General features: G+C 45.3%; 17 protein-coding genes and 1 riboswitch. Of the genes, 2 read left to right on the top strand and 15 right to left on the bottom strand.

Going from position 1 to position 19,080, the window contains the following annotated elements:
- Nucleotides 1–112: 112 nt before the first annotated feature.
- Nucleotides 113–1,450, bottom strand: a complete 1,338-nt coding sequence (locus BM101_RS09435; protein ID WP_087032275.1) for a hemolysin family protein — start codon at nucleotides 1,448–1,450, stop codon at nucleotides 113–115.
- A 406-nt stretch (nucleotides 1,451–1,856) separates the two neighbouring features.
- Here BM101_RS09435 and cbpA point away from each other — a divergent pair, with 406 nt between their 5' ends.
- Nucleotides 1,857–2,498: a cyclic di-AMP binding protein CbpA gene (gene cbpA / locus BM101_RS09440; protein WP_087032274.1), complete on the top strand. Its 642-nt coding sequence runs from the start codon at nucleotides 1,857–1,859 to the stop codon at nucleotides 2,496–2,498.
- Nucleotides 2,499–2,573: 75 nt separating this feature from the next.
- On the opposite strand, the gene BM101_RS09445 is transcribed toward cbpA, so the two are convergent.
- From BM101_RS09445 to BM101_RS09500, 11 genes are all read right to left on the bottom strand, one after another.
- A complete protein-coding gene (locus BM101_RS09445; RefSeq protein WP_087032272.1) occupies nucleotides 2,574–3,221 on the bottom strand; it encodes an MBL fold metallo-hydrolase in 648 nt (215 codons plus the stop codon).
- A 175-nt stretch (nucleotides 3,222–3,396) separates the two neighbouring features.
- Nucleotides 3,397–4,680: an MFS transporter gene (locus tag BM101_RS09450; protein WP_087032270.1), complete on the bottom strand. Its 1,284-nt coding sequence runs from the start codon at nucleotides 4,678–4,680 to the stop codon at nucleotides 3,397–3,399.
- Nucleotides 4,681–5,497: 817 nt separating this feature from the next.
- Nucleotides 5,498–5,986: a QueT transporter family protein gene (locus BM101_RS09460; protein ID WP_087032267.1), complete on the bottom strand. Its 489-nt coding sequence runs from the start codon at nucleotides 5,984–5,986 to the stop codon at nucleotides 5,498–5,500.
- Nucleotides 5,987–5,991: 5 nt separating this feature from the next.
- A riboswitch (PreQ1 riboswitch) is annotated at nucleotides 5,992–6,037 on the bottom strand.
- Between the two features lie 154 nt (nucleotides 6,038–6,191).
- Nucleotides 6,192–7,316, bottom strand: a complete 1,125-nt coding sequence (alr, locus tag BM101_RS09465; protein WP_087032265.1) for an alanine racemase — start codon at nucleotides 7,314–7,316, stop codon at nucleotides 6,192–6,194.
- Nucleotides 7,317–7,329: 13 nt separating this feature from the next.
- Nucleotides 7,330–7,680 carry a holo-ACP synthase gene (acpS, locus tag BM101_RS09470; protein ID WP_087032263.1) on the bottom strand — a complete coding sequence of 117 codons (351 nt, stop codon included), beginning with the start codon at nucleotides 7,678–7,680 and terminating at the stop codon, nucleotides 7,330–7,332.
- Nucleotides 7,681–7,812: 132 nt separating this feature from the next.
- Entirely contained in the window at nucleotides 7,813–9,399 is a 1,587-nt protein-coding gene (locus BM101_RS09475) for a DEAD/DEAH box helicase (RefSeq protein ID WP_087032261.1), read from the bottom strand.
- Between the two features lie 412 nt (nucleotides 9,400–9,811).
- Nucleotides 9,812–11,188, bottom strand: a complete 1,377-nt coding sequence (locus tag BM101_RS09480; protein ID WP_087033003.1) for a UDP-N-acetylmuramoyl-tripeptide--D-alanyl-D-alanine ligase — start codon at nucleotides 11,186–11,188, stop codon at nucleotides 9,812–9,814.
- A gap of 452 nt (nucleotides 11,189–11,640) precedes the next feature.
- Complete coding sequence (locus BM101_RS09485) at nucleotides 11,641–12,726, bottom strand: D-alanine--D-alanine ligase (protein WP_087032259.1); 1,086 nt, start codon at nucleotides 12,724–12,726, stop codon at nucleotides 11,641–11,643.
- A gap of 255 nt (nucleotides 12,727–12,981) precedes the next feature.
- The gene (locus BM101_RS09490) at nucleotides 12,982–13,731 is read right to left on the bottom strand and encodes a hypothetical protein (RefSeq protein WP_087032258.1); all 750 of its coding nucleotides are present in this window, start codon (nucleotides 13,729–13,731) and stop codon (nucleotides 12,982–12,984) included.
- A 230-nt stretch (nucleotides 13,732–13,961) separates the two neighbouring features.
- Nucleotides 13,962–14,876, bottom strand: coding sequence for a zinc metalloprotease HtpX (gene htpX / locus BM101_RS09495; protein WP_087032255.1), 915 nt, complete (start codon nucleotides 14,874–14,876; stop codon nucleotides 13,962–13,964).
- Between the two features lie 36 nt (nucleotides 14,877–14,912).
- A complete protein-coding gene (locus BM101_RS09500; RefSeq protein WP_087032253.1) occupies nucleotides 14,913–15,470 on the bottom strand; it encodes a LemA family protein in 558 nt (185 codons plus the stop codon).
- 185 nt (nucleotides 15,471–15,655) lie between these two features.
- Between BM101_RS09500 and BM101_RS09505 the strand changes: the two genes are divergently transcribed.
- Complete coding sequence (locus BM101_RS09505; RefSeq protein WP_087032251.1) at nucleotides 15,656–16,435, top strand: SMI1/KNR4 family protein; 780 nt, start codon at nucleotides 15,656–15,658, stop codon at nucleotides 16,433–16,435.
- Nucleotides 16,436–16,763: 328 nt separating this feature from the next.
- On the opposite strand, the gene BM101_RS09510 is transcribed toward BM101_RS09505, so the two are convergent.
- From BM101_RS09510 to rho, 3 genes are all read right to left on the bottom strand, one after another.
- Nucleotides 16,764–17,027, bottom strand: coding sequence for a type B 50S ribosomal protein L31 (locus BM101_RS09510; RefSeq protein ID WP_087032249.1), 264 nt, complete (start codon nucleotides 17,025–17,027; stop codon nucleotides 16,764–16,766).
- A gap of 199 nt (nucleotides 17,028–17,226) precedes the next feature.
- On the bottom strand, nucleotides 17,227–17,589 hold the full coding sequence (gene traF, locus BM101_RS09515) for a conjugal transfer protein TraF (protein WP_087032247.1): 363 nt from the start codon (nucleotides 17,587–17,589) through the stop codon (nucleotides 17,227–17,229).
- 117 nt (nucleotides 17,590–17,706) lie between these two features.
- Complete coding sequence (rho, locus tag BM101_RS09520; protein ID WP_087032245.1) at nucleotides 17,707–18,966, bottom strand: transcription termination factor Rho; 1,260 nt, start codon at nucleotides 18,964–18,966, stop codon at nucleotides 17,707–17,709.
- Nucleotides 18,967–19,080 lie beyond the last annotated feature (114 nt).

Here is a 19,080-nt window from a genome sequence, read left to right on the forward strand (position 1 = left end):
CCTCAGATCTATTTTATTAAAAAAGGACTGGAACAGAACTCCCAGCCCCCTCCGTAAATTCGGACATCCTGTGCGGTTGCGCTCTAAAAAGCGTTTTACCGCACTTTCCCCATCATTCGTCCGTTACTGTCAATTCTTCTTCCACGGGATCCCGCGTAACGTGGATTCCGCGGATTCTTCCACTTTCCACATGTGTGGTTGTCAGCAGGTAATCCTTCACCCTGATCGTCACTTTTTCTTCGTCCTCAGGGAAGTAGCCGATTTCTTCTATTATATAACCGGCAATCGTATCCACTTCCTCGGACTCGATAGCAGTTTTGAAGAGCTGGTTGAATTTTTCGAGCGGCATGCGTCCATTCACGAGATAATTGTCATCATCTATTTTTTTGGATAAACGATAGATTTCATCGTATTCATCCTCGATGTCTCCCACAATTTCTTCCAACAAGTCTTCCAAAGTAACGATTCCTTCCACACCACCGTACTCATCTTTGATGATGGCCATATGCGTGTGTTTTTTCCGAAATTCCACCAACAAATCGTCGATGTAGATGGTGGAAGGTACAAATAAAGTGGTATTCACCAATTTACGGAAATCAATTTTGTCAAACCCGATTTCCTTGGATGCTTTCAAGACGTTCTTCATATGTAAAACACCGATGATATTGTCCTTATCCTCTTCATAAACAGGAATCCGTGAAAATTGGCTGTTCAGCACCAACGCGATGTTATACTCCAAATCATCATCCAGATCCATCATCAGTGTATCCGTACGCGGCACCATCAATTCACGGGCAAGCTTCGTATCCAAAGACAATACCCCTTGCATCATCGTAAATTCGGATGGATCAATGACGCCCTCCCCCCGGCTTCTTGCCAGGATAGCCTTCATTTCATCACGCGTCAGCTTCTCTTCTTCACGCGTAAATTCAATCGGCGTCAACTTCTTCAGAATGCCTGTCGAAAAAGACAAGAGCCAGACGAACGGTTTAAAAACCGTTTTGACGACGACGATCGGGCCTGCAGTGAATCGGGCAATGGCTTCCGGCATTTGCAGCGCAACTTGTTTTGGATAGAGTTCCCCAAAAACAAGCGTGAAATAGGATAGGATGATGGTAATGATGATCATCGCGATTGTAGTGCCGCCTGCTACATTGCCTAACAGCGGATGCAGGTACTGGACAAAATTGGAAGATGCGGATGCACTGCTGAAGAATCCTGCCAAAGTGATGGCAACTTGAATAGTTGCCAAGAAATCATCCGGATTTTCCAGCATTCGTAATACTCGCTTCGCCTTATTATCTCCTTCTTTTGCCTGTTTCTCAATTTTGGACCGGTTAATCGATACAAATGCCAACTCTGCGGTCGCAAAAAAAGCATTGATTGCCGTAAGTAAGGCGATAAGTAATATTTTTGATAACAACGTCGGGTCCGCGGGGTCTGGGTTCATAAAATGATTTCTCCTTTTTCTAAATGGCTGTTTCCAAGAACGTTCGCTCTCCATTCGCTGAAATTTCGAAAAGAGTAGACTGCGTTCCATTCTATAGTATTTAATATAGGGAACTATTAGATAAAAATCAAGTGATTTTTCGTGGACGCCCCGGCAGCCTGCTGCGGCAAGCTGCCTGAACAAAGGATTTCAGAAGGCATGTCCGGCTATGTCCGCGCCGCGAACCCTCATTTCATTTTAATTTCCAAGCCCTCCCGCAAAACGTTTGAAAAGGCTTTATACTTTGTGTTATTCAGTATTTAAGTTTTTATTAGCATCCATTTTTTGGCATTGATTTTTTCTTTTTTAATGTTATTATCACATTAGACAACTTCGTCTATCTATTTTTTCAGGAGGGAAAAACTATATGCTTATTCGATCATTGGCCATCCCAAAAAGAGAGCTGACTATCATAAAAGAATCCGCTACTCTTCAGGAGGCTATCGATATCCTTGAAGATTCCGGTTATCGTTGCGTACCCATCTTGGATGAAACGGAAACGATTTTTAGAGGGAATATCTATAAGATGCATATCTATCGTCATAAAGCGAACGGCGGCGACATGTCCTTACCGGTTACGCATTTGCTGAAAAACGCGACTAAATTCATTTCAATAGACAGCTCTTTCTTCAAAGTGTTCTTTACGATCAAAGAATTACCTTACATTACGGTTTTAAATACAGATATGACTTTCTACGGCATCCTGACCCACAATGCTTTGTTGAATATGTTGGCCCAATCGTGGAGCATCGACGTCGGCAGTTATGTCCTGACCGTCATCGCACCGGGTCAAAAAGGGGACCTCTACAACATCACGAAGATCATCAACAAACATTCCTCCATCGCCAGCTGCATTTCACTGGACATCAACCGAGAAGATGCTTTACGACGGGTTTTGGTCACTTTGCCTGCAGGAACGTCAAAACCGATACTCGATACAATTGTCCGGGCATTGGAAAGGAAAGATTATCGCGTCACCGAGATTGAAAATCTCCAAGCAGACTTTTAACTTAAAACAAAAACGAGGCCGTCAATTTCGGGTCTCGTTTTTGTTTATCTGTTTGATGGTATTTCTTCGGTTGGCCTAACGCTCGATTCCGTTCAGGAATGGGTTCGAAAAAATCTCCGATCCGACAGTCGTGGCATCCCCATGCCCAGGGAACAGGACGGTTTCTTCCGGCAAGGTCACGATATATTTTTTGATCCCTTCGATCAAAGTGGCATGGCTTCCGCCCGGCAAATCGCTGCGTCCGACGCTCCCCTTAAAGATGACGTCCCCTACAACCGCAAAGCCGTTTTCACGGAAAATAAAGACCGTGCTGCCCGGCGAATGCCCGGGAATATGTTGCATTTCAAATGAGAACTCCCCGATTTGATACGGTCCCATTTCCTCGAAGAAAACATCGGCCGGTTTGGACAGCTTCACATCCGGCACATTCGGGTTGTTTGCAGAACCGTTTAATTTCGGATCCAACAGCCATTCTTTCTCGATAGGATTTTGATAGACAGGCACGCCATATTTTTCGCGAATAGCCTCCAGCGCCCCGATATGGTCATAGTGAGCATGGGTCAAAACGATTGCGATAGGGTGCAGCTGATTCTCTTCGACAATCTCAATGATGTCCTCGGCTTGCGCACCCGGATCAAAAATGATTGTATCGTTCTCGTGGTTTCCGATTAAAAAATAGCAGTTTTCCTGGATCGGTCCGACTGTGATAGAATATATTTCCATAATTTGAACACTCCTTAAATTTGATTGCACTTCTCCATTATAATGAAAGAACCGGAAATATCCTAGCAAAGAAAACCGTGCGCAAAAACACCCCATCTCAACCTTGTTCCACATAGATTCAAAAAATGCCCAACAAAAAAGATGCTCTCGGTTAGGAGAGCATCTTTTTCAATTCTCATTCATATGACAATTTTTGATTTCCCTTATCTGTTAAGCCTTTTTTAAGCCCACGGTTTCTTAGCGTTACAGCGAAGAAGAAGGAAGCTAAACAAACAACCATGAAGACGATGCTGACGATGATTGTAGCGTTATAACTGCCGGTTGCGTCATAGAAGTAACCCAGCAGCGGACCGCCAATAGCCATACCAAGGCTGCTCGCTGTCGACAAGATCCCCCAAATAGCAGTGAACTCTTTTTTCCCTAATACGTCAAATGTCACTAATTGGTTCATTACAGCAGGAACACCTGTACTGACTGCATAGATCATCGCCCCGCCGATTAAGAAAGTGACGTTATCTGTTGCAGCAAAGATGCAGAATGCAAGGATATAGACTGTCGTGAAGATGTAGAATGCTTTCGTTGCACCCAGTTTGTCGCTGGCGATGCCCATGACGATTTTAGAAGCAATCATGACGATGGACGCGATCGACAAAATCATACCGGCTTGAACAGCGCTAGCGCCTTTCGTCGTAAAGAATATCGGAATTTGTTGCGTGAATGTAGAAATCATTGCAAAACACACGAATGACAAGGCCAATAAATAGAAAACCGGAGAACGCAATGCTTGCGCATAGGTCATATCCGTATCTTTGTGCTTAATGACAACCGTCGAAGCATCATCCGCTTCTGTAGCAATCGATTCTTTCGTCACGCCATAAGGCAACATGCCGACATCAGAAGGCTTTTCAATCAACAGGAAGGCCCCCAAGAACAAAGCAACAGCGTACATGCCGCCCAATAATAAGAAACCTTTTTCCCAACCATAATTTTGGATGAAAGCAGGAACAACCGCACTCGTGATGGCGGTGCTTAAGCCGATTGTGGCAGCAACAAGCCCCATCACCAAACCATGGCTTTTGCGGAACCAATTATTCACAAGCGTTACAGCAACGATAGCAGTTGATGACATCATGAATAATCCGATGACGACTGCCGCCGAGTAGAATGAAAGCAAGGATTTACCGTTGGCTAACAGGAAGAACCCTAAAGCTCCGAAAATGCCTCCCAGGATGGCTGTTTTACGCAAGCCAATTTTAGGCAGCAAAAATTTTGTAACTAAAGGAACCGCCACAATACCCGTCAAATTAAGGAAACTGCCCACCAAACTAAATTGAGAAACTGAGAATCCGGTTGCTTCTGTTACAGGTTTGAAAAACGACGCCAGACCATTGATTGGAACCCCTAAACCAAGCATCAATAGCATACCGGCAATGATAATCCGCAAATATTTTTTCGACAAAATAAAACGCTCCCCACAATAATATATTTTTTGTGCCGTTTTGAAAAATCCGCCTCCCTATAATTAAATATATCCCAATACAGAAAATACACGTACCCAAAAGATAACCATATTGAACTATACCGAAAATACTAATCATAATTAAGAGACATTATTCACATGCTTATTTTCATTTTCGCGCTCCTTTTTCAGGCAGCCGCCAAAGAAAAAAACAGAAAAACGACATTTATACAGATCCATTCTCGTAACGAGCCTGAACCAACATCATTCATTATAGAGGATTCGCCCGACATGTCAACCAGACAAGCCTTTACACAGAAGGCATTTTCCTTACAAAAAAATTTTATCCCTGAAAAATATTTAAAATTTCACTTTTTTTGAAATTGAAAGTTTTTCCATAAAAATCCATTTTATTGCGTTCTCTTTAGTTATATACGAATGCACAAAATTCACAATCTTTGTTTTTGAAAAAGATTCTATTCGTGAAGGGATATTATTGCGCTTTCATGAAAAGACGACGATTTAATTGATTTTATATTCAGTTTTATCCGATTCCAGTCGCATGATTACGATAGTTGCATTTTGCTATAACTTTTTTATACAAACAACACGCATCGATTTGCATAACGGCATGGGCTAAGGAAATAAAATAGGCAATATATCTTCAGCCGGAAATCGCGGAACCTTCCCTCAGACCCATCATGCCAAGCTCCATCACCAGCCCTCCAACGCAAAAAAAGGAAGAGAAATTCTGCTTCTTCAGCAAAACTCCTCTTCCTTGCCTAACGCTTATTATCCAGATCTGCAGAAACTTGGCCTATGCCATTTTTTCCGCAAAATTGATGATTTTATTCAAGTATTTCATCAACGGTGCCGATACAACCATAACCACAGCTTCCCCGAAGGCAGCCGTCACAAAACTGAACCAGAACGGCAAATCCAACACGAGATATAATTCGATCGCCACCAGTACCATCGTCGCTGTAAATACCACCGCAGTCATCATCATGCGTTTCATTTCGGAGTCATCCGGCTTGAATAATTTCTCCAAAATGATGAACGAAAGCAACGTTTGGCCAAATCCGAACACCAAATCCCAAGCTCCCAACGTGGAAAACATTAAATTTGCGATGAAAACACCTGCCAAAACGCCGTACTTATAGTTCTTGTTATACCCCACCAAGTGGTTCAGCATCTCCGAAACACGGAATTGGATTGCACCAAAAGACATAAACGCAAAGATCCCCGTCATCGCGACATATAAAGCCGCAATGATTGTATTGATAACCATTTTTCTTGTATTCATAATTGTTCCTCCTAGTTTTTTTACGTGGGATGGTAGACGAACCACGTCTTTTTCAGAAGCCAAATCAGTTTACCATACCCGCTGGACTTTGAAAATAAGAAGCCCTCAATTATCATTTTAATTTCATTCTGCAGCATCTGTTCCATCCGCACGGACAGCAAAAAAACGTCAGATCCAAACTCCCGTTTGAGAACTGACGTTTCTATCAGGAAAGATATTTCCTGGGCACACGCTGATTGATCCCCGTTAAAATTTCATAGCCGATCGTATCGATTTCAACCGCCATTTCGGAAGGATTGTTGACGATGCCCCCATTCTTTCCCAACAGGGTCGCCTTCGTTCCGATGGGGTATTCTTTCGGCAAACTGATCATGCATTGATCCATGCAGATCACCCCGCGTATCGGGCAACGTTGGCCATCCACAATGACCGTTTGATGCCGCAGATCCCGGCGCCAACCATCGGCATAGCCGATCGGCAATGTAGCGATCCACTCCCCTTCATAGGCACGGTAGCGCGCCCCGTAGGCAATCGTATCTCCCTCGTGCATTTGCTTAACGAAGCTGATTTTCGTATCCAATTGCACGGAAGGCTTCAGTGCAAAAGGAAGATCCAGCACCGTATCGGACGGATTGTAGCCATACATGGCGATCCCCAATCGGATGGCATCGGTTTGGAACGATTCATGCCAGAGCGTGATAGCCGAATTGGCGAGATGCACAATGGGCGGGCGTTTCTTCAAACAGCCTACTAGCTCTTGAAAATACGCCAACTGCTTATCCACTTGCGTGGGATCTTCCCCGTCAGCTGTGGCGAAATGGGTAAAGATCCCTTCAAAAATGAAATCACCCTGATTTTCGATATAGCCTTCGAACGCCTGCACCTCTTCGACCGTGCGCAACCCGATGCGGCCCATGCCGGTATCGGTAGCCAAATGCACGCGGATAGGCTTTTTCGTCTTCCTGCCTTCCAGATAAGCGAGCGCTTCTTTCAACCACTCGATGGATGACACAGCTACACTGATGGATTGGTCGGCTATCAATGCCGCGTCTTCCGGTTCCGTAGGCCCCATCACTAAAATGAATTCTTCCGGCATCCCCTGTTCACGCAATTCCAGCGCTTCATCCAAAACAGCTACGCAAAAGCCGTCAACCCCTGCCTCTTTCGCTGCTTTCGCAACCGGAATGGCCCCCAGACCATATGCATCGGCTTTCACCACCGCAAAAATCTTTTTACCCGGCGTGATTGCCTGTCTAATTTGTTGAACGTTCCACTTGATTGCTCCTAAATCTACGGTTTCTATCGTGGGACGGTGATTTCCTACTGCCATTTTGAAGGCCCCTTTACTTTTCTAAAATAACTTGCGCGGCAATGAAATTGCTGGAGTGTGTGATGGATACAAAACAATTCCCCTCAAATGGGGACTTCGTTATTTCCGGTTTGCGATGCGCTCCCGGCAAAACTTCGACGTCATGGAAAGTCAGTTTCCCGATGCCTGTTCCATACGCTTTTGAGAAGGCTTCTTTGGCTGCGTAACGCCCTGCCAAAAATTCCATTTGACGGTTCCCCCTAAGCTCGTGAAATAGCGCCAACTCCGTTTCCGTCAACACGCGTTCCGCAAAGCCATTGCGTCGTTCATATGCCTTGGTGATGCGATCCAATTCCGTCACGTCTAACCCTATACCAAATATCATTCCTCATCACCCACCCATTCTTGATGCATTGTTCTTATTTTACCAAAAACAATCCTATTTTTCATCCGAAATCAAAAAAACTCTCCAACCGTCAGCGGAAGCCAGCGGTGGGAGAGTTCGTTTCATTAAAAATTAGTCGTTTTTATTGTGGATAGTGAAGCTGTGGCTGCTTTTTTTAGGAGCGCCCGCACTGCCGCCACCACGTTTGTCGTCATAACGTTTTCCGCCTGAACGAGGTTTGCCGCCTTCAGCTGAACCTGAACCTGAACGGCCTCTGCTTGCGCCACGTTCGCCACCGCGTTCGCCGCCACGTCTGTCGGAAGAACTGCGATTTCCTTTGTAGCCGCCGCCGGTACCGCCGCCTTTGCCTTTATAACCGCCGCCGCCTTTGCCTTTTCTTGAAGGTAATGGGCGTTCTGGGGTGATTTTAACAGGGACATCGGTAGCATCTTTAGAAAGGCTCTTCAAGAATGCAGCAACCAAATCTTCTGCAGTGTGTTCTTCAAGCAAACGAACAGCTGCACGTTTGTATTTGTCTGTTTCTGTTTCTTTCACCAATGATTCCACTTCGTCCATAGCTGATTTCACTTGGCCACGGAAAGCTTCTTCGTCACTTGGTGGTTGTAATGGCGTGATTGGTTTTTTGGTTAAGTTTTCAATCGTACGCAAGTAGTCCATTTCGTTTGGTGTAACGAAAGTCACGGACATACCTTCTTTACCGGCACGACCAGTACGGCCGATACGGTGAACATAGCTTTCTGGATCTTGAGGGATATCATAGTTGTATACGTGTGTAACCCCGGATATATCCAATCCACGCGCAGCAACGTCAGTCGCTACCAAGATGTCCAAATCGCCGGTTTTGAATGCATTCAATACGCTCATACGTTTTTGTTGTGTCAAATCGCCATGGATTCCTTCTGCGCGGTAACCACGTAGTTCCAATCCTTTGGACAATTCATCAACGCGACGTTTTGTACGACCGAATACAATAGCCAATTCTGGATTTTGTACGTCGAACAAACGAGTCATTGTATCGAATTTTTCGAAATCTTTACATTTAACGAAATATTGGTCGATTAAGTTAGCTGCAGTGTGAGATGCTTTGATCTTTACGTGTTCTGGATCATGCATGAACTTAACACCGATTTTTTTGATCGAGTCAGGCATCGTTGCTGAGAACAACAAGGTTTGACGTTCAGACGGTGTTTCTTTAAGAATGCTTTCGATGTCTTCCAAGAAGCCCATGTTCAACATTTCGTCCGCTTCATCCAAAACTAGTGTTTCAATGTGATCTAAACGAATTGTTTTGCGTTTGATGTGATCCAATAAACGACCTGGTGTCCCAACAATAATTTGCGGTTTGTTCTTTAAAGCGCGAATTTGGCGGTTGATATCTGCTCCACCATAAACCACTTGTACAGTTACACGTTTGTCTTTGCTTAAGCGATAAAGTTCTTCTTGTGTTTGAATCGCTAATTCACGCGTTGGCGCGATAACAATCCCTTGGATGACTTTGTTCTCGTTGTTGATTTTTTGCAACATCGGCAATCCAAAAGCAGCTGTTTTACCAGTACCTGTTTGTGCTTGCCCGATAACGTCTAATCCTTTGAGCGCCAAAGGAATAGTTTCCTCTTGGATGGGTGTTGCTTCTTCGAACCCCATTGACTCAATTGACTGCAATAATACTGGATCTAAACCTAATTCTGAAAATTTCATGTTTCCTCCTAATTTTGAGAAACTAAAATTTAGAGAGTCTTTTCTTTTACCCGTATCTATATACGGTTCATAATCTTATAAATAAAAGATAAACCTTTTTTACTTAATCCCTTGAATAGAAAGCTTGATAAATCAAACATTCTGCACTTCGCAGAAAAAACCCTCTTATTTCTCTATTCTTACCAATTGCAATAATAACATGTTCCGGCGACATTTACAAACCATTTTTCTGTCAATTATCGGAATTCTTTACAAAAAAACGTTGATATAAGCATATTTCCAATGAAAACCACGTGAGAATAAACAACATTACAACATTTGTCAAAAGCGTCATCCAGATGGCTGCACATGTGCGTTCCGGCCGGAAAGCCTGTCTCCCTTAAGGAAAAAAGACAATTCCCTTTTGAATCCATTATACACGCAAAGCGGCTACAACTGAAAGCAAATCGGTCCCAAAACTGGATTTAATTAACACTTGATCCGCTTTCTGCAAATCTGATTGGAGCTTTCCGATCAAAGGAGCCTTTTCTCCAACATAGTGATAAAGATTATCCGCCGAAAATTTATTTTCCAAAGCTTCATAAAGTGCGGCCATTTCCGTTCCGTATAGGTAGACTTTGTCAAAATCTTCCGGAGACAGCTCCGCTGCAAGGCCTGCATGCAGGGCCGCAGAATTCTCACCCAATTCACGAAGATCCCCCAAAACGACAATCCTTCTACCTTCCCTAGGGAGCGCAGCAAAAGAGCGCAGCACCGCCGTCACGGAGGTCGGACTGGCATTGTAGGCATCATTCAAGATTTGTGCTCCGTTTACGCCTTCCACCCATTGGGTACGGTTGGCGGTCAGCTGAAAACTCGCCAACGCATCCTTCACTTCAGCAACAGCCATGCCGAGCACCTCTGCTGCAGCAAGTGCGGCCAAGGCATTCCGGACGTTGTAAGCGCCCAACACCGGAATTTCCAACTCCAGCGAGTCATCCCGGTTCACTTTGAAGGTCGTACGGTTTTTTCCGGGTTCAACTGCATAGGCATAGAGCGTTGCCGTCTCATCCAACCCGAACGTCATTTTGCGGTAGGCGCCATCCATCGGCATTGTTTCACGGATGAGCGGTTCATCTGCGGGATAGATGAATGTACCTTCCGCTTTCAAGCCTTCCAGGATTTCCAGTTTGGCTTTCGCTATGCCGCTACGGGTTCCCAAAAACTCCAGATGGCTGTCCCCTATCATGGTGATGATTGCGACATCCGGTTTTGCCATGCGGCTCAGGAAGCTGATTTCACCAAAATCGCTCATGCCCATTTCGACCACCAACACTTCGGTGTCCTCCGGCATTGCCAAGATGGTCATCGGAACGCCGATTTCATTGTTGTAATTCCCTTGTGTTTTATGCACGCGGTAACGGGCCGACAATACCGCTGCCGTCATGTCTTTCGTTGTTGTTTTGCCGTTGCTTCCGGTGACCGCCACGACCTTAGGGTGAATCATCTCCAAATAGGCCTTCGCGAGGTTCTGCAAGGCTTCCAAAGTATCGTCCACAAGGATGACGGCGATCTCTTCCGGCGCTTCTCCCGCCGGTCTGCTCCACAGGGTTGCCGTCGCTCCGTTCTGGATGGCGGATTGGACGTAGTCATGTCCGTCGCTTTCCCCTTTCAACGGTACAAAAAGGCTGTTCGGTTTTGCTTTCCGGGAATCAAAGACAACGGAGTCGATTTCAGCAAAACGGTTGGCTGAGGTGTAATCAATAGCTCCGACCGCTTTTACAACATCAATAATACGTAATGGTTTCACATTTATTTCCTCATTTCCTTTTGTTAAGAAAAGCGGGACAAGCCCGCTCTGCCTCGACAGAAATTTAAAGGACGCAACGCTCCTTGCAGTCGCCTTGTACTGGTAGTCTAAGGAATGAATTCCTAAGACTACCGCGCAAATGAGCAAACCGCGCAATTGCTGAGAGACTTCCTGCGTCAGCAAGTTAGTCGAACAGTATGTCTTGGCTCATAGAGCCAAGAGGTTCCTTCATCTTTCGTTTCCGAGCGGCAGGCTTGGACCGCTAGACATCATGTGATGGCGCGAAACAGGTTAAGAATCCGCAAAACATCCGCAATGATGCGCTTCTTACATTTAAATAATTTATGCTTACTAGCTGTCAACAAGAAAAGCCGTCCCCATTCCCCATGCGACAGCAAATTTCAATCGATTGCATCTGCTGTCGAATAGGGAAAAGCACGGTCTTTCGTTGTTCAGTCTATATTTTGATAGGCTAATTTTTCAGTGTGGCGTTTCAGAGCTAACTGGATCAACTCTTCCACTAGATCGCTATATTTTAACCCGGTATACTCCCAAAGCAACGGATACATGCTGCGGGAAGTGAAACCAGGCAATGTATTTATTTCATTGATATAGATTTCGTTGTTCTTTGTCACAAAGAAATCGCATCTGCTTAGACCACTGCCGTCAAGCGCCCGAAATGCTGTCGTAGCATATTCTTGTAATTTCGCGGTGATTTCTTCCGGTAATGCGGCCGGTATTTGCAGCAACACTTCCGCGTTGCCATATTTTTCTTCATAGTCATAGAAATCTTTTGTTTTCACGATTTCCCCAGGAACGGATGTATGAACATCGTCATTGCCCAATACGGCGATTTCGATTTCACGCGCTTCGATTCCTTGTTCAACCACGACACGGCGGTCATAACGGAATGCCGTTTCAATCGCTGCCGTCAATTCTTCAAGGTCGGTTGCTTTTGAGATACCCACGCTCGAACCCATATTTGCCGGTTTCACATACATCGGATAAATAAGGCTTCCTTCACATTGAACAAATATTTTTTCGCGATCATTTTTCCAATCGTTCCGTGTAACAGGGACATACGGAACTTGCGGCAAACCCGCTTGTTGGAACAAATGCTTGCTGACGATCTTATCCATACCGCTCGCGCTCGCCAAAACACCGCAACCTACATACGGCATATTCAATACTTCAAACAACCCTTGGACAGTTCCGTCTTCGCCGTTCGGACCATGCAACACCGGGAAAATAACGGCATCCTCGTCCTTAATCTCTGCTGGCGAAATGGCTTTCCCATAGGATTGCCCATCCTGAGTATCAGCAAACACTTTCTCAGAGCCTTCTTTCAAATACAGGTTTTCTGAAAATGCCACCGGTTCGGACAACGAAGCTCCTTGAATCCAGTTGCCCGCCTTGGTGATGTACACAGGCACCACTTCATAATAGTTGAAATAGATTGCTTTTATAATTGAATGTGCTGTCAGGATTGAGATGTCGTGCTCAGCGCTCTTCCCGCCATAAATCAAATAAATTTTCATAGAGAAATCCTCCGAATTTTTTGATAACTACTTTTGTTATTGTACCACATATGCATTTCACCTAAAAAGCTTTTTAAGCAAAGCAAACCATATCACCAACCGGATCAACTCAAAACAACGAATGAATCGTGAGGATTCTTGCGGCTTCAGCAATCGGCGCCTTAGACCCGCACTGTGCCGTTAACGTATTCGGACGCTTGCGGCTGCAGTGTTTTTCCTTGTGCATGACAAAAGCCCAAGAACAGGCTCAGGCTTCTACTCAAAATCTATTTGGAATTTCCATTCATCATGTCCGCAATCGTATATGATTGTTCCGACTGAATCTTTTTCGTTGAAATAACTCCCTACGCTTGCATAACGGTCCTCCGCAATAAACAGCGGGATGAAATACAATCCGTTATCGAAACGCATTTGTTTGAAGGAGATGACTGCCCCCTCTTTAAAAATGGGTATGAATTCTTTTACGCTCTCCACTGGGAAAGGCTTGATGAATTTGTCCTTTTGGAAGAAACGTTTCTTTTGGTTTATTTTTTCAACCATACGCTCCGTTATCGCTTCTGCAAACAGATCATGAAACTGGTCCAGGTAACGGTAATACATTTTCGTGAATCCATTCGGCAGCGTTAAATAGATGTAGTTGTTTTGTAATTTGTAATAGAATGGTGAGTGCAGATGCGTGTGGGCATGTGCAATATATAAAATTTCAGAGATTTCAATCGGGGTAAGGAGATGCAGCATCTCTACATTCACAAAATCAATCCATTTTCCAAACGCAGTAGGCTTGTCGATTCCGTTTTGAAAGAATGCCTTGACATTATCTTGGCCTTTAATAATTTGAAAGCCTGTATGACTATCGAATGTTCCTATATTTTTTCTGCCATCGATCAGCAGCAGATTTTCAGGAACTTTACGGACCAACTTTGTGTCATCCTTTACAGCAATCCCTTTGCTTAATACATAATTGCTTACTGTCTCATAGTGGACATACAGCATTTCATCAGCCACGAATGATCCCCCCCTTCTCAAAATATCTTTCATTTTTAATTCTACTACTTCCATCTTCTATACAGGTATCAGTACCATGTTAATATTATTACAAATCCGTATCTTTTACAAAGGAAATTCACCTTTTTCGTCATTAATTTTTCACTAAATACAAAAGAAAGTGCTTTCATTTTGAATGACGGAAATTTACAAGCACTTTTGTTATAAATATACGAAAAAAAGGAAGCTATTCACATAGCTTCCAATCGTTTGATTCGATTCGTTGTGGAAGGGTGCGTGGACATGAACCCATCGCGTTCTTCCGCCTCCCCTTCCTTCACCCGTTTAAAAGGATTCACGATATACAATGATGCACTGGCGTTGTTCGCTTCTTCCATCGGCTTGCTCGAAGATATTTTCCGCAACGCCGAAATGAGCCCTTGCGGATTACGGGTGAACTCCACCGCTGTGGCATCGGCCAAATATTCCCTGTTCCGGGACAGCGCCAGCCTGATGATGGTTGCCACGAAAGGCGACAGCAATAGGATCAACAAGGATAGAACGAGCAGGATGATCCCCAAACCGCCACTGTTGTCATTCTTGCTCCGCCTTCTGCCCCCGCCGCCCCAAAACATCATGCGTGTGCTGAACTGAGCCAAAAAGGCGATCAAGCCGGCAATAGCCAAGGCGATGGTGGATAAGCGGATGTCGTAATTTCGGATATGGGCAAATTCATGCGCCAAGACACCGCTTAATTCCTCCCTGTTCAACTGTTTCAGTAGTCCGGTCGTCACCGCAACCGAAGCTTTTTCCGGTGAATTGCCTGCGGCAAAGGCATTGGGGCTTTCATCTTCAATGATGAATATTCTGGGGAACGGCAACCGGGTGACGATCGTCAGTTCCTCCACAATGTTCCATAGCATCGGATACTGCGCCTTATCGGTAATTTCCCTTGCGTTATTCAGACTCATGACCACCTTGGTCGATTGCGCAACCATGATGGCGACATAGGCCGCCCCTACCACCAGGGCAATCACGACACCGGAAAGGGCATCATTCCAATTCAAGTAGCCGATAGCTGCCCCCAATCCCGCGAATAAAGCAAAGAACAAGAACACAATCAGGACGGTGCGTTGTTTATTCCTCTCAATTTGTTGATGGAGCAAAGGTACTCACCAACTTTCCATGCATTTTCATAGCGACTAAAACGTAACTTTCGGCACTGATTTTTCGCCTTCCGGTGTAGCCAAAACGACTTCGGGGCGGAAATTGTGGATGTTGGCCACAATATTGCTTGGGAATGTGCCCAATTTGATGTTGTATTGGGTTACACTTGAATTATACAATTGTCTGGCGTAGGCGATTTTGTTTTCGGTTGCCGACAACTCTTCCTGCAGCGCCAAGAAATTCTGGTTCGCTTTCAGATCAGGATAAGCTTCCGCCAACGCAAAAACGGTCTTCAATTGGCTGGATAACTGATTGGACAGTTCCATTTTCTTCGCCGGATCCTCCGAACCCATATCCGCAATCATATTCCGCAGGCTGATGACTTTCGTCAATGTTTCCTGTTCGTACTTGGCATAGCCTTTCACCGTTTCTATCATGTTCGGGATCAAATCGTTACGACGCTTCAGCTGCACGTCAATCTGACTCCAGGCTTCCGTAACCCAAAGTTTGTTCTTAACCAATGCGTTATAGAGAGATACCCACATGACACCGATGATTGCTGCCACGACAATAATACCGCTAATCCATCCCATTTCTGTCACTCCTTCTCACATGCTTGCCAGAGATACATCTTTCTTTACATTTCCCATTATAGAAGAGTGAAGCGCTTTTGTAAAAAAATAGCCCTTCTCGAAAAACGGCAAGACCTTGCCTTTCGCTATCTTCTGGGCCGTTTTCGTGCTACCCTATAGTCAATAATTTCAAACGAGGTGTTCCCATGTATTTCATTCAACAGCATGACAGAAAACAACTTCCAATCATTTGGAAAGATACACCCATTTCCGGAACAGCGAAAGCTATCGACCTACCAAAAGCCTATCTTCAGCTGCTGCAGGAACAAAACGGCGGTTATTTGCAGGCTTCACGGATACCTACCGAAGAGCCTACATCCGACGGCATCGACTATGCCTCCGTCCACTATATTTTCGGATTGCACGACGAGCCGGAAACGGGCCTCTATTATCAACAGACCTTGCCCGATCGTGCGGATCTTCCCGATTACTTCATCTTCTTCAGCGCAAACGGGAATCAGCTTTTCGCTTTCGACTATTCAAAATTGTCCCCGTCCGGCGAGCCCAGCATCCGGTACATCGATATCGAAACGGATAACTGGCAGCTCGTCGCCTCCGATTTCAATCAATTTCTGGGTTTGCTGACTGCGGCATCCATCGCCGTTTCGGAAGAAACCCAGCTGACCCACACAGAAGGGGAGCATGCCTTCCTTTTGGCTGATGCAAGCCAATTGCAGGAATTATTTTTGCATTTTGAAGATGATGGCGATAAGGAGTGGTATTTCCGTTGGCTGAAATACTTTTCAAAACACGCGGACAGCGCCTACCGTAGGGCTGCAATCGAAGCATTGGAAATGCAGATCCTTTATTTCCGGGCACAACTGCCCGCTTCAGCCCAGAAACTGCTGGCCGTCTTTTTGGCCGATGCGGAGGAAAGCATCGTCGCTACTGCGAAGTCCTTGGAAAAGGAACTGTCTGAAGGCTAAGGGAAGACGGGGCTGTCTCATTTCGAGACATTGTGAGGGATACGTAAGATTGCGCGGTCCCTACGGAATAACCGTCGCGCTCCCCAGACAACAACTAAAAGCCCAGCACAGGGTGAGATCTCCGAATGCAGGAAGAGCTTTCGACAAATTGACCCCAACACGACGCGCAAGCAATACCGGGATTTCCGAATGGAACATCCCTGAATGATCTGGCTTAGGAATATGAAAATAGAAGGGCTGTCTCGAAATGAGATAGCCCTGAATTTATCCAAAAAAAGACCAGACCTTTTCAGGTCTGATCCCAGAGATTGCAAATACAAATAGAAGATTATTCTTGTTCTTCTTTGTTTTTGTAGCCATATTTTTTGTTGAAGCGGTCCACACGGCCATCGGCTTGCGTGAATTTTTGACGACCAGTATAGAATGGGTGTGAATCTGAAGAAATTTCTACACGGATCATTGGGTAAGTGTTGCCATCTTCCCATTCAACTGTTTCGCTTGAGCCTTTAGTTGAACCAGATAAGAATTTGAAGCCTGTAGTTGTATCCATGAATACAACCGTTTGGTAATTTGGATGGATTTCTTGTTTCATGTCTCTTTCGCTCCTTTTGCCCTGGATTATTTCCTAAGCCAGAGTTTTCATTTTGTAATCAAAGATATACCACATGGTATTCCTTTTTAACATTAAGATAATACCATGCACTTCTGCAGATTGCAATGCAAAAATAAAAAATACTGCTGCGTTCGCATTCGGTCCGCTGTTTTTCGGCATATCCTCATCATCGCAGCTGTTATTTCCTTAAAACAGCTATCAGCTCTTCTTCAGATGTGCTGCTGTCGATGTTGAGGTTTGTGAATCGGCCGGGCCCGTCGACCGTCACCATTGATGGGACAAGCGCCACGCCCATCTTGGCGCGGATGCTTTGCAGCGCCGGATTCGTCGGCGTATCTTGGCTATTCACATAGTGGATGGTCAACCCTTGTTCCTTGCGGACATTATCCAATTTCGGAACAAATTTGCGGCAATACGGACAAACCGGTTTTCCGATATAAACGATCGCTTCTTCCCCGGAGGCAAGTTTCTCTTCCAATTCTTCAGCCGTAATTTCAATGAATTCTTTTATGTCTTCTTCGTAGTTTCCTCTGTTCAACATGTTGCATTCCCTCCGTCTGTCAGTTTTCGTAGCCCCAAGTATACCGGCTTCTTCTCAAAAAAGCCCATGATTTGCTCAAAACGGACGAAGCAGACTAGATTCCGCTGCGCAACAGGCCTACTTCAGCAAAGAAAGGCGATGGAACAAAGCTTCGTTGTCCTCTGTCGTACGCACTTGCTTGATGAAGCTCTCGGTGTATTCCAGCGAGTCGCCGCGCATGCCACGACGGACTTTATAGACGCTTTCCAATTTTTTCGCATCCATAAGCAATTCTTCCCGGCGTGTTCCGGATTTTTTGATGTCGATCGCAGGGAAAATACGGCGTTCAGCCAAGTCCCTGGAAAGGACAAGTTCCAGGTTGCCTGTCCCCTTGAATTCCTCATAGATGACTTCATCCATTCTGCTTCCGGTGTCCACCAGCGCCGTTGCGATGATCGTCAGGCTGCCACCGTCTTCGATATTTCTCGCTGCACCAAAGAAGCGTTTCGGCCGATAAAAGGCGGCCGGATCGATCCCCCCGCTTAAGGTCCGTCCACTCGGCGGAATCACCAGGTTATAGGCACGCGCCAAACGGGTCAAGCTGTCCATCAAAATCACGACATCCCGTTTGTCTTCCACCAAGCGCATCGCCCGTTCCAAAACCAATTCCGTTACACGGACATGGTTGGAGGGCTGCTGATCGAACGTGGATGATACCACATCCCCTTTGACGCTGCGTTCGATATCCGTCACCTCTTCGGGGCGCTCATCGATCAAAAGCATGATCAATTCCACATCGGGATAATTCGTTGAAATACCATTGGCAATCTCTTTTAACAATTCTGTTTTCCCTGCTTTTGGCGGAGCCACAATCAGCCCCCGCTGTCCGAACCCGATCGGTGCAAAGAGATCAATCATGCGGGCTGTGACGCTTTCCCGCGACGTCTCCAACTTGATTTGTTTATCAGGATAGATGGGCGTCAGACCCGGGAAATGGGAGCGGTCTTTCGCTTCTTCCGGCTTCCTGCCGTTGACGCTCGCCACCTGCATCAGGCCGTAATAGCGCTCCGACGGCTTTGGCGGTCTGGCTTTCCCTGCCACTTTATCCCCGTTGCGTAAATCGAATCTCCGTATCTGGGAGGTTGATATATAAATGTCTTCCTGACTTGGCGAATAGTTGATCGGTCGCAAGAATCCGAATCCTTCTTGCGAAACGATATCTAAAATGCCCTCCGTCATAAAGAATCCCTGTTTCTCTTCTTGCGCACGGATAACGGCTAATGACAATTCTTTCTTGTTCATCTGGCTATAGTAGGGAATCTTTAATTCTTTGGCATGTGCATAGATTTCTTTCAATGTCTTGCTCTCAAGTTCTTGCAAGGTAAGCATATCTTCCAAACGATTTCACCTTCCTCTCCGGTATTTCTTACTTTTTCGGCAAACAATCCGAAACTGAATTTACCCGGTTAAATTCCCAAGGCACTTCCAAAGATGCTCTTGCCTTCTTTGAAA

The organism is Trichococcus palustris (assembly GCF_900114465.1).
GTDB lineage: Bacteria > Bacillota > Bacilli > Lactobacillales > Aerococcaceae > Trichococcus > Trichococcus palustris.